This window comes from Rhodococcus sp. IEGM 1305, from assembly GCF_030058635.1.
Taxonomy (GTDB): Bacteria; Actinomycetota; Actinomycetes; order Mycobacteriales; family Mycobacteriaceae; genus Rhodococcus_F; species Rhodococcus_F opacus_D.
Map to the genome: position 1 here is coordinate 208,260 of NZ_JASHKX010000005.1, position 14,962 is coordinate 223,221.

Annotated in this window: 12 protein-coding genes; 4 read left to right on the plus strand and 8 right to left on the minus strand. The window is 69.0% G+C overall.

The genetic code is table 11. The annotated features are described in order from the left end of the window. The first annotated feature begins 16 nt into the window (after window positions 1–16). Entirely contained in the window at window positions 17–787 is a 771-nt protein-coding gene (locus tag QM693_RS12175; protein ID WP_280781532.1) for an FAD:protein FMN transferase, read from the plus strand. Window positions 788–793: 6 nt separating this feature from the next. Here the strand turns inward: QM693_RS12175 and ilvA are convergent, their stop codons facing one another. From ilvA to QM693_RS12195, 4 genes are all read right to left on the minus strand, one after another. Further along, window positions 794–2,026 (minus strand): threonine ammonia-lyase, encoded by a 1,233-nt coding sequence (gene ilvA / locus QM693_RS12180; protein WP_280781531.1) that lies wholly within the window; start codon window positions 2,024–2,026, stop codon window positions 794–796. A 72-nt stretch (window positions 2,027–2,098) separates the two neighbouring features. Further along, window positions 2,099–3,271 carry a cystathionine gamma-synthase gene (locus QM693_RS12185; RefSeq protein ID WP_283352448.1) on the minus strand — a complete coding sequence of 391 codons (1,173 nt, stop codon included), beginning with the start codon at window positions 3,269–3,271 and terminating at the stop codon, window positions 2,099–2,101. 21 nt (window positions 3,272–3,292) lie between these two features. After that, complete coding sequence (locus tag QM693_RS12190) at window positions 3,293–3,817, minus strand: hypothetical protein (protein WP_283352449.1); 525 nt, start codon at window positions 3,815–3,817, stop codon at window positions 3,293–3,295. 80 nt (window positions 3,818–3,897) lie between these two features. Then, window positions 3,898–5,283, minus strand: coding sequence for a cystathionine beta-synthase (locus QM693_RS12195; RefSeq protein ID WP_280781528.1), 1,386 nt, complete (start codon window positions 5,281–5,283; stop codon window positions 3,898–3,900). Window positions 5,284–5,419: 136 nt separating this feature from the next. Between QM693_RS12195 and QM693_RS12200 the strand changes: the two genes are divergently transcribed. Next, window positions 5,420–6,442, plus strand: a complete 1,023-nt coding sequence (locus QM693_RS12200) for an SGNH/GDSL hydrolase family protein (protein ID WP_502942635.1) — start codon at window positions 5,420–5,422, stop codon at window positions 6,440–6,442. 107 nt (window positions 6,443–6,549) lie between these two features. Then, a complete protein-coding gene (locus QM693_RS12205) occupies window positions 6,550–7,767 on the plus strand; it encodes an acetyl-CoA C-acetyltransferase (RefSeq protein WP_283352450.1) in 1,218 nt (405 codons plus the stop codon). A 66-nt stretch (window positions 7,768–7,833) separates the two neighbouring features. On the opposite strand, the gene QM693_RS12210 is transcribed toward QM693_RS12205, so the two are convergent. From QM693_RS12210 to QM693_RS12225, 4 genes are all read right to left on the minus strand, one after another. Continuing rightward, a complete protein-coding gene (locus tag QM693_RS12210) occupies window positions 7,834–8,154 on the minus strand; it encodes a DUF1330 domain-containing protein (protein ID WP_280781525.1) in 321 nt (106 codons plus the stop codon). Between the two features lie 149 nt (window positions 8,155–8,303). Next, window positions 8,304–9,158 carry a Bax inhibitor-1/YccA family protein gene (locus QM693_RS12215; RefSeq protein WP_280781524.1) on the minus strand — a complete coding sequence of 285 codons (855 nt, stop codon included), beginning with the start codon at window positions 9,156–9,158 and terminating at the stop codon, window positions 8,304–8,306. Between the two features lie 165 nt (window positions 9,159–9,323). Then, a complete protein-coding gene (locus QM693_RS12220; RefSeq protein ID WP_283352451.1) occupies window positions 9,324–10,466 on the minus strand; it encodes a class I SAM-dependent methyltransferase in 1,143 nt (380 codons plus the stop codon). Between the two features lies 1 nt (window position 10,467). Then, entirely contained in the window at window positions 10,468–11,175 is a 708-nt protein-coding gene (locus QM693_RS12225; RefSeq protein ID WP_283352452.1) for a nitroreductase, read from the minus strand. A gap of 103 nt (window positions 11,176–11,278) precedes the next feature. On the opposite strand from QM693_RS12225, the gene QM693_RS12230 reads away from it, so the two are divergent. Beyond that, the gene (locus QM693_RS12230) at window positions 11,279–14,776 is read left to right on the plus strand and encodes a serine/threonine-protein kinase (protein WP_283352499.1); all 3,498 of its coding nucleotides are present in this window, start codon (window positions 11,279–11,281) and stop codon (window positions 14,774–14,776) included. Window positions 14,777–14,962 lie beyond the last annotated feature (186 nt).

Here is a 14,962-nt window from a genome sequence, read left to right on the forward strand (position 1 = left end):
ACCGGAGAACTACCACATGACCAGCGCACGCAGCGCAACCGAATGGTCCACCTGGGGTGTGCACGCACGCATCGTCGTCACCGACCCCGACGCCCTGAGCTCGGCGTCGAACCTGATCCGCGGTTACCTCGCGGCCGCCGATGCCGCCGTCAACCGGGACCGCGCGGACGCCGAGATCCGCTCGCTCGACGAGGGCCCGAACACGGTCACCCCGATGTTCGCCCGGTTCCTCACCGACGCCCTCGCCGCAGCGCGGACCACGGAGGGCGCACTCGACCCCACGGCGTCGGCCCCCGCACCCCAGTCGTGGCGGTCGATCACCGTCGACGGCACCGAGGTCACGCTCCCCGCCGGGGTGGAACTCGACCTGACGGCCACCGCGCGGGCGAGTTCCGCCGACCACTGCGCATCGACGACGGCGGAACTTCTCGGGTGTGGCGTCCTGGTGGCGCTCGGCGGAGACATCGCCACCGCCGGGACCACACCACCGGGCGGCTGGCAGGTCCAGGTCCAGGACCTGCCGGGCGACCCCACCTGCCAGGTGTCGATCCCGTCGGGTGCGGCCGTGGCGACCGCCAGCACCGTCAAGCCGCTGCACCCCGACTCGATCTCGTTGTGGCGGACCGTGTCCGTGGTGGCCGGGTCGTGCACCACCGCGCACGCGTCCAGCACGGCCGCGGTCGGGATGGGCGGCGGTGCGATCGACTGGCTCACCAACCTCGAGCTGCCTGCCCGGCTGGTGGATCAGGAGTTCCGGGTGACCACCCTGGGCGGGTGGCCGAGCTAGGTCCGCCTACTCCTGCAGGCGAACCGCGTACTGGGCGTCGCGCAGGGCGTCGAGGAGATCCTGCCGGTGGCCGGGACCACGGGTCTCGACGGTGAGGAACACCTCCACCTCGTCGAGCGCGAGCGCACCGCCGGTGCGAGAGTGGACGACGTCCACCACACTGGCGCCGTTGCCGCTGATCACGCCGAGGAGACTGACCAGACCACCCGGTCGGTCCGGAATGGTCACGTGCACACCGAGATACCGTCCGGCCGCCCGGAGACCGTGATTGACGACGTGGGTGAGCAGCAACGGGTCGATGTTGCCGCCGGACAGCACCGCGCACACCTTCCCGGTGAGTCCCAGCTCGTCCGTCGAGCAGCTGATCAACGCGGCCACCGCCGCCGCGCCCGCAGGCTCCACGATGAGCTTCGCGCGTTCGAGGCACAGCAGCAGCGCCCGGGACAGGGCGTCCTCGCTGACCGTGACGATGGCGTCGACCTGCGAGCCGACGTGGGCGAAGGGCACGTCGCCGGGCCGGCCGACCGCGATGCCGTCGGCCATGGTCGACATGGTCTCCAGCGGTATCGGGCGGCCCTCCGCCAGCGAACGCGGCCAGGCGGCCGCCTGCTCGGCCTGGACGCCGACGATCCGCACGTCCGGCCGGGTGGCTTTGACCGCCGCGGCGATGCCCGCGATCAGCCCACCGCCGCCGGTCGGGACGACGAGGGTGCCGACGTCGGGTTCCTGCTCGAGGATCTCGAGCCCGACGGTCCCCTGCCCGGCGACGATGTCGACGTGATCGAAGGGATGGATGAGGACGGCGCCGGTCTCGTCCGCGAACTCTTTCGCGGCGACGAGCGCGTCGTCCACGGTGTCGCCGGTCAAGTGGACGGTGGCGCCGTACGCCTTGGTGGCGACGAGTTTCGGCAGGGGTGCGCCGGTGGGCATGAACACGGTGGACGGGATGCCCAGTTCCGTGGCAGCCCAGGCCACGCCCTGCGCGTGATTGCCGGCGCTGGCCGCCACGACCCCGCAAGCCCGTTCCGCGACCGACAGATTCGCGATCCGGTTGTACGCACCGCGCGGTTTGAAAGACCCTGTGCGCTGCAAGTTCTCGCACTTCAACGACACGACGTGCCCGCAGCGTTCCGACAGCGCCCGGGACGCGATCACCGGCGTCCGGCGCATTACGGGGTCCAGCAGCTTACGAGCTGCTCTGATCTGATCCAGCGTGACAGGCTCCACGCGGGCCAGCATAAGGCCTTCGGCCCGTGCGCCTTTTTGGTAGCGGCGGCAACCAAAAAGGCGCACGGGCGGCGAAGCCGCCTACTACTTCAGTGCCTGCTCGATGTCGCCCACGAGGTCGGCGGCATCCTCGATGCCGACGGACAGACGCACCAGGTCGTCCGGAACCTCGAGCAGCGAACCGGCGGTGGAGGCGTGGGTCATGGCACCCGGGTGCTCGATCAGCGACTCGACGCCGCCGAGCGACTCGGCCAGCGTGAAGATCTCGGTGCGCGAGCAGAAGTCCAGCGCGGCCTGCTTGCCGCCGGCGAGGCGGACCGAGATCATGCCGCCGTAGCGGCGCATCTGCTTCTCCGCGACCTTGTGGCCGGGGTGCGACTCGAGTCCGGGGTAGATGACCTGCGACACCGCGGAGTGCCCGGTGAGCAGTTCGACAACCTTCTCGGCGTTGTCGCTGTGCCGCTCCATGCGCAGGGAGAGGGTCTTGATGCCGCGGAGCGTGAGGAACGCGTCGAAGGGTCCGGGGACCGCGCCTGCACCGTTCTGCAGGAACGCGAACGCCGTGTCGAGTTCCTCGTCGTTGGTGACGAGTGCGCCGCCGACGACGTCGGAGTGTCCGCCGATGTACTTGGTGGTCGAGTGCAGCGCGACGTCGGCGCCCAGCTGCAGCGGCTGCTGCAGGTACGGCGAGGCGAACGTGTTGTCGACGACGATCTTCGCGCCGGCCTCGTGCGCGATGTCGGACAGTGCCTCGATGTCACCGATGTTGAGGAGCGGGTTGGTGGGCGTCTCCACCCATACGAGCTTGGTGTTGGGCCGGATGGCTGCCCGGACCGCGTCCACGTCGGACACCGCGGCGGGCGTGTACTCGATGCCCCACTGGGTGAAGACCTTGTCGATCAGGCGGAACGTTCCGCCGTAGGCGTCGTTCGGGATGACGAGGTGGTCGCCGGGGCGGAGCGCGGCACGGAGCAGGCAGTCGGTGGCGGCCATGCCCGAGCCGAACGCGCGACCGTAGGTGCCCGACTCGAGGGCGGCGAGGTTGGCCTCGAGCGGTCGTCGGGTGGGGTTGCCGGTGCGGGCGTATTCGAATCCGTTACGCATGCCGCCGACGCCGTCCTGGGCGAACGTCGAACTGGCGTAGATCGGGACGTTGACGGCGCCCGTCTGCGGGTCCGGGTCGAATCCTGCGTGCACGGCCTTGGTGGAGAACCCCTGCCAGCTGATGTTGTCCGCTTTGCTGCGCTGCTCACTCATGGCCCCCAGCCTAGTGGGGACCTAATTCTCCAGATACTCCGCGATCGCGAACGCGACGTCGAGCTTGGTCGCGTCGCTGACGGAGGGGTCGAGCGCGTTGACGATGATGCTGTGTTCCGGGGTGAGCAGCGCCATGGCCACGACGTCCAGGACCACCCCGCCGAACTCGGCGGAACGGGGGTCGGGGACGACGTTGGTTCCGTTCCGCATCTCGACGAGGATGGCGGGATCTGTCACCTGCGGCTTGACCGACGCGGTGATGGTGCTCATGACGTTGGTCGGCCCCTTGGACCACGAGCACGTCGGATCGGTCGATCCGGGCAGTACGGCCTCGGTGAGATGCGGCCGGTCCGACACCAGGCGGCCGAGTGCCTTCGTCAGCGCGGTGCAGTCTGCGGATGCCTCCGAAGGCGACGTACCCGAAGAGACCGAGTCGATGTCCGACTGCGCGACCGCGGCACCCTCGATGCTGTTCCCGCATCCGGCGGCGGCGAACCCGAGCAGGACGGCCGGGACCACCAGAACACGACGCAGACGAGCACCCACTGTGATTCCCCCTCACGGACACCGCACCGGCGCCCCCGCTGTGCACCGTACGTTCCGTGCGCAGCGGGGACCAGTGTCGTCTAGGAACCGGCGCTGAGGAAACCGAGAAGGTCGTGGCGGGTGATGACCCCGGCGGGCTTGCCGTCGTCGACGACCATCAGCGCGTCGGTGTCGCCGAGCGCCTTGGTGGCGGCCGACACGGGCTCGCCGGAACCGATGAGCGGGAACGGCTTGCTCATGTGCTTCTCCACCGGGTCGGCGAGGTGCGCGCGGCCCTCGAACACGGCACTGAGCAGGTCGCGCTCGGTGACGCTGCCCGCCACTTCACCGGCCATGACGGGCGGCTCCGCGCCGACGACGGGCATCTGGGACACCCCGTACTCGCGGAGGATCTCGATGGCGTCGCGCAGCGTCTCGGACGGGTGGGTGTGGACGAGGTCCGGGAGTTCGCCGGACTTGCCGCGCAGCACGTCGCCGACGGTCTTCTCGTCGGGTTTGCCGTCGAGCGGGGTGCGGAGGAATCCGTAGGACGCCATCCACTTGTCGTTGAAGATCTTCGAGAGGTATCCGCGACCACCGTCGGGCAGCAGGACGACGATGACGGCGTCCGGGCCCTCGCGCTTGGCGACCTCGAGTGCGGCGACGACGGCCATGCCGCAGGAGCCGCCGACCAGCAGGCCCTCTTCGCGGGCGAGACGTCGGGTCATCTCGAAGGAGTCGGCGTCGGACACGGCGATGATCTCGTCGGGGATGGACGGGTCGTAGGCGCTCGGCCAGAAGTCCTCGCCCACGCCCTCGACCAGGTACGGACGGCCGGTGCCACCCGAGTACACGGAACCCTCGGGGTCGGCGCCGATGACCTTGACCTTGCCGTCGGACACCTCCTTGAGGTAGCGGCCGGTGCCGGTGATGGTGCCGCCGGTGCCGACGCCCGCGACGAAGTGGGTGATCTTGCCGTCGGTGTCGGCCCAGATCTCGGGGCCGGTGGTCTCGTAGTGGCTCTGCGGGCCGCCCGGGTTGGAGTACTGGTTGGGCTTCCAGCCGCCGGGGAGCTCGCGTGCGAGCCGGTCGGAGACGCTGTAGTAGCTGTCGGGGTGCTCGGGCGCGACCGCGGTGGGGCACACCACGACCTCGGCGCCGTAGGCCTTGAGGACGTTCCGCTTGTCTTCGCTGACCTTGTCGGGGCAGACGAACACACACTTGTATCCGCGCTTCTGGGCCACCAGGGCGAGGCCGATGCCGGTGTTGCCGGACGTGGGCTCGACGATGGTCCCACCCGGCTTCAGCTCACCGGACGCCTCCGCGGCGTCGATCATCTTGACCGCGATGCGGTCCTTCGAGCTTCCACCCGGGTTGAGGTATTCGATCTTGGCTGCAACGGTCCCGTGGTTCTCCCCGATGACAGAAGAGAGCTTGACGAGAGGGGTGTTGCCGATCAGGTCGACGACGTGTTCCGCGATGCGCATGCCTCCATGCTCCCAGATGCCCTGATCCGATGCTCACAGACGTCCGGCACGGGGGGCCCTGATCCGACTAGATTGGTGCGGACGCAGTCCGCTGGAACCCGTGAGATGAGCACCAGGTGGCGGAAAGGTGAGACCAGTGCCCAAGAGGACCTGGCAGAGCGGAGTGAAAGCCGGCGCCGCGGCTGTCGTGGCAGGTTCGAGCGCAGGCACGCTGTCGTGGGCGGCGTACTCCTATCTGATGTCCCAGGCGACGGCGGCCCGCGGTGTGATCGGGCGCAACGTCGCCAAGCCGCCGGAGGCCGACGGCGTCTACTCCCCCGGCGCCGCGGTCCCCGAACGCTGGCTACGGACCGTCTCGTACGACGTCCATCTGATGATTTTCGGCGACTCGACGGCCGCCGGAGTGGGATGCCTGTCCGCGGACGAAGTTCCCGGTGTGCAGATCGCGAGGCGCCTCGCCGACGAGACCGGCAAGCGGATCCGGCTGAGCACCAAGGCCATCGGCGGCGCCACGTCCCGCGGACTCAGCGGGCAGGTGGACGCGATGTTCGTGGCCGGACCGCCGCCGGACGCCGCGGTGATCCTGGTCGGCGCCAACGACGTCACATCGAAGAACTCGATTCGGGCGTCGGCGCGCAGACTCGGGGAAGCGGTGGAACGGCTCCGCGCCCGCGACTGCGCAGTCGTCGTCGGAACGTGCCCCGACCTCGGGGTGGTGACCGCGATCCCCCAACCCCTGCGGACCGTCGTCCGGACGTGGGGGTTGCGCCTGGCCCGGGCGCAGGCGGCCGCGACCAGCGCGGCGGGTGGCCACCCGGTGGCGTTGGCCGACCTGCTGGCGCCGGAGTTCCTGGCGGCCCCCGACCGGATGTTCTCCTCCGACCACTTCCACCCGTCCGCGGCGGGGTACGAACTGGCGGCGATGCAGATCGTGCCCGTTCTCGCGACCGCTCTGGGCATGTGGCACGGCGGACCGCTGCCCGACCTGCCCGAGGTGTCGGAGGCCGCGGAATCACGCAAGCTGTCGACCCGAATGACCGCCTCGCTCAACCGTTTCCTGTGGCGACTCAGTGCCCGGCGACGCACACCTGCCCGCCTCGACGAACTCCTCGCGATCGAGGAGGCGTCCGCGTCCAGGACGCGACGGGTCGCTGAGTGAGATGGCGATGCCCCCGGTGCCGCCCGGCAACGTAAGTTGTCGGGAAGGCCACAGAACGGGTGGTCTGCAACACAGTGCAGACCCCCGCAGTTGACAAAGGAGTTTTCATGCCCGAGGCAGTCATCGTCTCCGCAGTACGCTCACCGATCGGCCGAGCCATGAAGGGCTCACTCAAGACCATCCGCCCGGATGATCTGACGACGCAGATGGTGGCCGCGGCTCTGGCGAAGATCCCCGAACTCGATCCCACCGAGATCGACGACCTGCTCCTCGGCTGCGGCCAGCCCGCCGGCCAGTCGGGCTTCAACATCGCCCGCGTCGTCGCGGTGGAACTGGGCTACGACTTCCTGCCCGGCGTCACCGTCAACCGCTACTGTTCCTCCTCGCTGCAGACCACCCGCATGGCACTGCACGCGATCAAGGCCGGCGAGGGCGACGTGTTCGTCTCCGCCGGCGTCGAATCGGTGTCCAGCTTCGTCACCGGCAACGCCGACGGCCTGCCGAACACCAAGAACCCGAGGTTCGCCGACGCCGAGGCGCGGACCGCGAAGCTCGCCGAGGGCGGCGTCGCCTGGACCGACCCGCGCGGGGACGAGCAGATTCCCGACGTCTACATCGCGATGGGCCAGACCGCCGAGAACGTCGCCTCGGCCACCGGCATCACCCGCGAGGAGCAGGACCGCTGGGGCGTCCGCTCCCAGAACCGCGCGGAGGAAGCCATCAAGAACGGCTTCTTCGAGCGGGAGATCACCCCGGTCACCCTCCCCGACGGCACCGTCGTCTCCGCCGACGACGGCCCGCGCGCCGGCACCACCTACGAGGGCATCAGCCAGCTCAAGCCGGTGTTCCGGCCCGACGGCACCGTCACCGCCGGCAACGCGTGCCCCCTCAACGACGGCGCCGCCGCACTCGTCATCATGTCCGACACCAAGGCCAAGGCCCTCGGCCTGACGCCGCTGGCCCGCATCGTGTCCACCGGGGTGTCCGGACTGTCCCCCGAGATCATGGGTCTCGGCCCGATCGAGGCCGTCAAGAAGGCCCTCGCCATCGCGGGCAAGTCCATCTCCGACATCGACCTGTTCGAGATCAACGAGGCCTTCGCGGTCCAGGTTCTCGGATCGGCTCGCGAACTGAAGATCGACGAGGACAAGCTGAACATCTCCGGCGGCGCCATCGCCCTCGGTCACCCGTTCGGCATGACCGGTGCCCGCATCACCAACACCCTGCTCAACAACCTCCGCGAACAGGACAAGACGTTCGGCGTCGAGACCATGTGCGTCGGCGGCGGGCAGGGCATGGCCATGGTCCTCGAGCGCCTGAGCTAGGCCCTCCGGGCCCGTGCGCCTTTTTGGTAGCGGTAGCGACCAGAAAGGCGCACGGGCGCGAAGCGCCTACCCGAGGATGTCGGTGGCCTTGTGGTCGGCGTCGACGCCGTCGGCCATGACCACCAGTCCGTCGGAATGCTCGGCGCGGAGCGGGAGGATCTCCCGGTACGCGTCGGACGTGTACCAGCCTTCGAGGTGCTCGCGGTCGGGGAACTCGATGACGATGAACGCGCCGTCGGACGTTCCCTCGACCACGTCCTGGCGTCCGCCGTGGACGATGAACTTGCCGGAGAACGGGCGGAGGGTGCCGTCGATGCGTTCGAGGTATTCGACGATCTGCGGACCCATGTCGACGTTCTCGAGGTGGGCCATTCCGTACGCGCTCATGTCGTGCTCCTTCGGGTGGGGCTGGTTGCTGCACACGACATTCCTCCGCCGGGGTACGCGCGTCGATTACCTCCGAGGTAATCGAACCGGGCCCGCACAACAGAGAAGGCCCCCGAGAGCATGCTCTCGGGGGCCTTCTCGTGGAACTGCTAGTCGCTGTTGAAGTAGCTCAGGAGTCGCAGGATCTCGACGTACAGCCACACGAGGGTGACGGTCAGTCCGAATGCGACGCCCCATGCGGCCTTCTCCGGCGCCTGGGCGCGGATCAGCTGGTCGGCGGCGTCGAAGTCCAGCAGGAAGCTGAATGCGGCGATGCCGATGCAGACGAGGCTGAAGATGATCGCCACGGGACCGCCGTCGCGGAGGCCGAGGCCGCCTTCGGTGAAGAAGCTGGCGATCACATTGCCGAGGGCGAGGACGACGACACCGATGAGGGCGCCGATGATCATCCGTGTCAGGCGGGGTGTGACTCGGATCGCGCCCGTCTTGTAGACGACGAGCATGCCGAAGAACACGCCGAACGTGCCGAGTACGGCCTGGGCGATGAGCGCCGCTCCGCCGACTCCACCGAACGTGATGTCGGTGAACATGAACGACAGGGCGCCGAGGAACAGACCCTCCGCCACCGCGTAGGCGAGAACGATGCCCGGGTTGTCCATCTTGCGGCCGAACGTGGCCACGAGGACCAGCACGAGACCGACGAGGCCACCACCGATGACCAGCGGGGTCGCGAGGTTCGCGTCGTTGCTCACCAGGAAGTAGGAGATGATCGCCGATACCGTGAGCACGCCGAGCGTGACACCCGTCTTGGTGACGACGTCGTCGATGGTCATCGAACGGTAGTCGGGGCCCGTCCGGTAGGGCTCGGCCTGCGTGTACTGGGGCTGGCCGAACTGCTGCGTGACCTGCGCTGCGCCGGCCGTCGTAGATCCGAACGAGGCGTATCCGCCGCTGCCCTCTTGTTTGGGCAGGTTGCGGAACACCGGGTTACTGGTGGTGCGCACCGTGCACATCCCTTCTCGTGGCTCGCCGGGTGGATCCGGGTTTCTTGTACGTTGAACGTCCCGCACCCACCGCAAGTTCCCGTTCGTCGCTTTCGGGTCGGACAATTCGGACTCTACCGGTGCCGTGGGGACACCCGCCAGACGAGGCACGGGTCGGCGCGGCGGTCAGGCCACCGATCGGGTGACGGTGAATTTGGGATTCCGGCCGACGACGTCCGTTGGACCGACGAGCCGCTGCAACCGGCCCCGGTACCCGAGATGCGAGTTGTACACGGTCCACAGCTCTCCGCCGGGCCGGAGCACCCGCCCGGCTTCGGTGAACATCTTCGACGCGCCGCCGGTGTGGACGGCCGCGCCGACGTGGAACGGCGGGTTGCACAGGACGACGTCCTGGCTGTCGGTGGCGAGGGTGGACATGGCGTCGTCGCGCAGCGTGCTGACCCGTCCGTCGAGTCCGTTGGCGCGGGCGGTGGCGGCCGCCGACGCCACCGCGGCCGACGACTGGTCGGTGGCGATTACCGACACTTCCGGGAGGAGCCGGGCGAGGCTGACGGCGAGAATGCCCGTTCCGCAGCCGAGGTCGACCGCGGCCCGCGCGCCGGGGTTCACGCGGGGAAGGAAGTCGAGGAGGTACCGGGTCCCGATGTCCAGCTTGGGGCCGGCGAACGCGGCCCCGTACGAGACGACGTCCAGCCCGATCTCGGCGAGATGATCGGTGACGGGGTATGTCTGCTGCGCAACCTCCACCGGGCCACTCGCGATCAGCACCCGCGACTTCTGCCTGCCGAGGGTCGCGCGGACGTCGGAGAACGAACGCCCGAGCACGTCGTTCATGGCGGTCGAGATGTGCTTGTTGCGTCCGCCCGCGTAGACGACGACGGACGGGTCGGCGTGGCGGGCGATCGCCTCGGCGACCTCGGTGAGTTCGGCGAGGCTCCGCGGCAGCTGCATCAGCACGACCGTTGCGCCCGCGAGCAGCTCCTCACCGAGCGCACACGCCCGGTAGCGGTCGGCGAGCCCGACCGTCGCGGCGTTGGCGGCGAGCGCCAGTTCGCCGGTCAGCGGGTCCTGGTGCACGCGGATCCCGGTGGAGCCGTGCGTCGCCGCGGCGCCGAGGGTGAGCGCACCGTAGTGGTCGCCGATCACGGCGAGCGCACCGGCAGGTGCCGCCGACAGGGCCGCCGCGGCCTCGTCGAGGATCAGCCGGTCGGCGGCGTCGACGGCCGTCAGGTTGGGGGCCTCGACGTCGGGACGGCGGCGGAGGCGGGCGAACAGTGCGTCCCGGTCGAACACTTCGGAGTCGAGCACGTTACTGCGACACCCACTGCGCGACGTTGGCGACGGGTTCCCGGTGGGTGCGGAATCCGTTGACGGGGTTCTCGGTGTCGGGGTAGCCGAACGAGATCGCGCAGACGACCCTGCGGTCCTCGTCGAGCGAGAAGAAGTCGTGGATGAACCGCGAACTTCCCGCGACGGCGGCCTGCGGGATGGTCGCGACCCCGAGGCTCTGCGCGGCGAGGAGGAACGTCTCGACGTACAGGCCGCAGTCCACGGCGCCGTACGTGCCGAGTGCCTCGTGGGTGGTGACGATCGCGACGTGTGGCGCGCCGAACAGGTCGAAGTTCTTCATCGTCTGCTCGGCCGACGCGGCCCGGTCGCCGGGCGCGATGCCGACGCTGGAGTACAGCTGCATGGCGCACTCCCGGCGGCGTTGCTTGTGCTCGCCGACGTATTCGCGGGGCCACTCGAAGTCGGACTCCTGCGGGTGGGTGCGGACGTACTCCGCCAGCCCGGAACGGAACCGCTCGGTCCCCTCCCCCTCGGTGATCGCGACCTGCCACGGCTGCGTGTTGCACCACGACGGCGTCTGCTGCGCGAGCTCGAGGATCCTCTCGATCACGTCGCGCGGCACCTGCGTCGGTAGGTAAGCCCTGCAACTGATCCGCGCGTCGAGGAGCTGGGCGAGGGTCCGCTCGGCCAGGCTCGTGTCCGCTGCCGCAATACCGGTATCCGTCACCGTCGAATTCTCCTCGGGTCTACTCGTTCTCGAACACCGCTCTCTGTGTCGTGCGACCGCGATATGCTGGCGTCAGTGCACCGAGAAGGTGATTTCATTGAGTGTGCCACGACACCCGGAAAGCAGTTCCGGGCCGACCGACTCGGATCCGCAGGCTACCAAGCGGATCGTCGTGACCGACATCGTCGCGGAATTGTCGTCGGAAGGATTCGACGACGCCCGCGAGATCGGCCGAGGAGGGTTCGGGGTCGTCTACCGCTGCCTCCAGACCGCGCTCGATCGCACGGTCGCGATCAAGGTGCTGTCCTCCGATCTGGACGGCGAGGACCGCGAACGCTTCCTGCGGGAACAGCGTGCGATGGGAAAATTGTCGGGGCATCCCCACGTGGTCGACATCCTGCAGTCCGGGGTGACGCGCAGCGGCAGGCCGTACATCGTGATGCCGTACCACTCGCGCAATTCGCTGGACGCCTGGATTCGCCGCGAAGGGCCGCTGCCGTGGAGTGAAACGCTGCGCGTCGGCGTGAAGCTGGCGGGCGCTCTGGAGACGGCGCACCGGCTCGGCACCCTGCACCGCGACGTGAAACCCGCCAACATCCTGCTCACCGGATACGGCGAACCGCAGCTCACGGACTTCGGCATCGCGCGGGTCACGGGCGGATTCGAGACCACGTCGAGCATGATCACCGGTTCGCCCGCGTTCACGGCGCCGGAGGTCCTCCGGGGTGACGCACCGTCCGCGGCCTCCGACGTGTACAGCTTGGGCGCCGCCCTGTTCTGCCTGCTCACCGGGCATGCCGCGTTCGAGCGGCGGAGCGGGGAGCGGCTCGTCGCGCAGTTCCTCCGTATCGCCACGCAACCCGTTCCGGACCTGCGGGGCGAGGACATTCCCGACGACGTGTGCTCGGCCGTCGAGCGCGCCATGGCCGAGGAACCGACCGACCGCCCGGCTTCGGCCGCGGAATTCGGCCAGGAACTCCGCGACATCGAGCGCAGGCACGGGCTCGATGTCGACGAGATGGCGCTCCCCGCCGCGGCCGACGAGTTTCCGCGCACCGAGCACACGTCGACTCCGACCACGCAGTCCTCGACGTCCGGGCACAGTCGCAGCTACCGCCGGCGGTCGGGTGCCACCCCGCCGAGCGCCGCGGCCCGCTTCCGGCCGCCGACCCCGATGCGGTCCCTGGTGGAGCGCACCCGCCTCCTGGATCTGCTCCGAATGGGTCAGAGGAGGCGGTTGACGCTCATCCACGCGCCCGCCGGCTTCGGGAAGAGCACGGTGGCGGCCCAGTGGCGCGACGTGCTGATCGAGGACGGCGCCGCCGTCGCCTGGCTGACGGTGGACAACGACGACAACAACGTCGTGTGGTTCCTGTCCCATCTCGTCGAGGCGATCCGCCGGGCCGAGCCGACCCTGGCGGACGAGCTGGGGCAGGCGCTCGACGAGAACGGCGCCGAAGCGGAACGGTATGTGCTGACCTCGCTGGTGAATCAGGTCCACGACAGCAGGCGTCACGTGGTGGTGATGATCGACGACTGGCATCGCGTGACGTCGCCGGACACGATCGCCGCGATGGACTTCATCCTGGAGAACGGCTGCCACCACTTGCAGATGGTGGTGAGCAGCCGAAGCCAGGCAGGGCTTCCGCTGGCCAAGATGCGGGTGCGTGACGAGCTCGTCGAAATCGATTCCGTTGCTTTGCGCTTCGACATCACCGAGTCACAGCGGTTCCTGGTCGACCTCGGTGGACTGCACCTGGAGGACTCCGATGTGGAAGCGCTGGAGGAGACCACGGACGGGTGGGTGGCGGCGCTGCAACTGGCGTCGCTGTCGCTGCGTGATCGCACCGATCCCGGCGACCTCATCCGGCACATGTCGGGCCGGCACCACGCGATCGGCGAGTACCTGGCGGAGAACGTGCTCAGCACGCTCGAGCCTGCGCTGCTCGACTTCATGCTGGCCACGTCCGTCACCGAGCGGGTGTGCGGCGACCTCGCCTGCGTGCTGGCGAACGTGACCCACGGTCAGGCCCTGCTCGAGCAGGTCGAATCGCGCGACCTGTTCCTGCGCAGCCTCGACGAGGACCGGGAGTGGTTCGAGTACCACCATCTGTTCGCCGAGTACCTCCGCCGACGCCTCGAACGCGATCATCCGTCGCGCATCGCGGACCTGCACCGTGCGGCCGCGCACTGGTTCGCCGACCACCACTACGTCAGCGACGCAGTGGATCACGCGTTGGCGGCGGGCGATCGCGACGTGGCCGTCGCGGTTGTCGAGGAGCAGGGCATGTATCTGGTGGAGCACTCGCGGATGGTTGCGCTGCTCGGCCTCGTCGACAAGTTGCCGCGGCCGCTGGTCGAGTCCAGTCCCCGCATCCAGATCGCGGTCGCGTGGGCGAACATCCTCCTGCAACGGGTGGCGCCGACGCTGCGGTCGCTGTCGCTGGTCGCGTCGGCCCTCGAGACCTCGACGCTGAGCGACACCGAGCAGGCGGACATCCGAGTCGAGGCCGACATCGTCCGTGCCGTGATCGCGGTGTCGTCCGATCGCATCGCCGGAGTCCCCGACCTCATCGCCGAATGCCTGGCCCGCCCGGAAACCCTGCGCGCGTGGGTGGTTTCGGCGGGGTCGAATCTCGCATCCGCCGTCGCGATCGCCCAATTCGATTTCGTGGAGGCACGCCGCCTGCAGGAGTGGGCGACCGGGTACCACCAGCGGACCGTCGGACCGTTCAGCACGATGTACGGGTACAGCTTCGCCGGCATCGCCGCGATGGAACAACTCGACATCGCCGCGGCCGAGGACAACTTCCGGCTGGCTGTGCAGACCGCGACGAAGTCGGCAGGTACCCATTCGCATGCCGCACGACTCGCAGGCGCACTCCTCGGCGAGCTGATGTACGAACTGGGCCATCTCGACGAGGCCGAACAACTCCTCGACGAGAGTTACGAGCTCGGACCCGAGGGCGGCATCGTCGATTTCATGATCGCCCGCTTCGTCACGGGCGCGCGGCTGAAGGCGGGTCGTGGCGATCTTGCGTCCGCTGCCCGCCACCTCGACGAGGGTGCGTCCGCGGCGGCGTCGCTGGGACTCCCGCGGCTGCGGGCCCGGGTCGAGAACGAGCGGGTCCGGCTCGGTCTGCCCGCGTCACCCCAGCCGGCGGCCGGTGACGGGAAGGCGACCCGGGTACCCGATTTCGGTTTCGCCGAGATCGTCGCGCAGCTCGACGACGCCACCGAGATCCGGAAGCAGTCGGCCGTCGAGCCCGACGTCGCGTGTCGCCGCGCCGAGGAATGGGTGCGCCGGGTCGAACGGGAGAGCCGGCCGAGGGCGGCCATGCAGGCCAGTCGCCTGCTCGTCGCATGCCTGGTCGCGGCGGGCCGGGTCGACGAGGCCAAGCCGGTGCTGGCGTCCGTCGCCGCGACGTGTGCACGAATCGGCTTCGTGCGCTATCTGATCGACGGCGGTCCGCGCATGGTGCCCGCGCTGACGGCTCTCCTCGAGGACAGGCGGGCCGGCCGCTGGCAGTCCGACTGGCCGAATGTTCCGGAAGAGTTCCTGGTTGCGGCGCTGGAGACGGCGACCCCGATCGAAAGTTAGCCCGCGCTTTCTTGACTAATTCAAGAAACGGTGGTGCAGTGTGACCGTGAACACACGAGGGCGGGAGGCGACCACCACCACGTCGCACGCCGTGAGTGTGGTTCGATCCGCCACGTCGACTGCCCGTCGGCGAAGCCTCTTGCTCGACAGTCAGTTCCAGAAAACCCAGAGCGACAGCCAGCAACG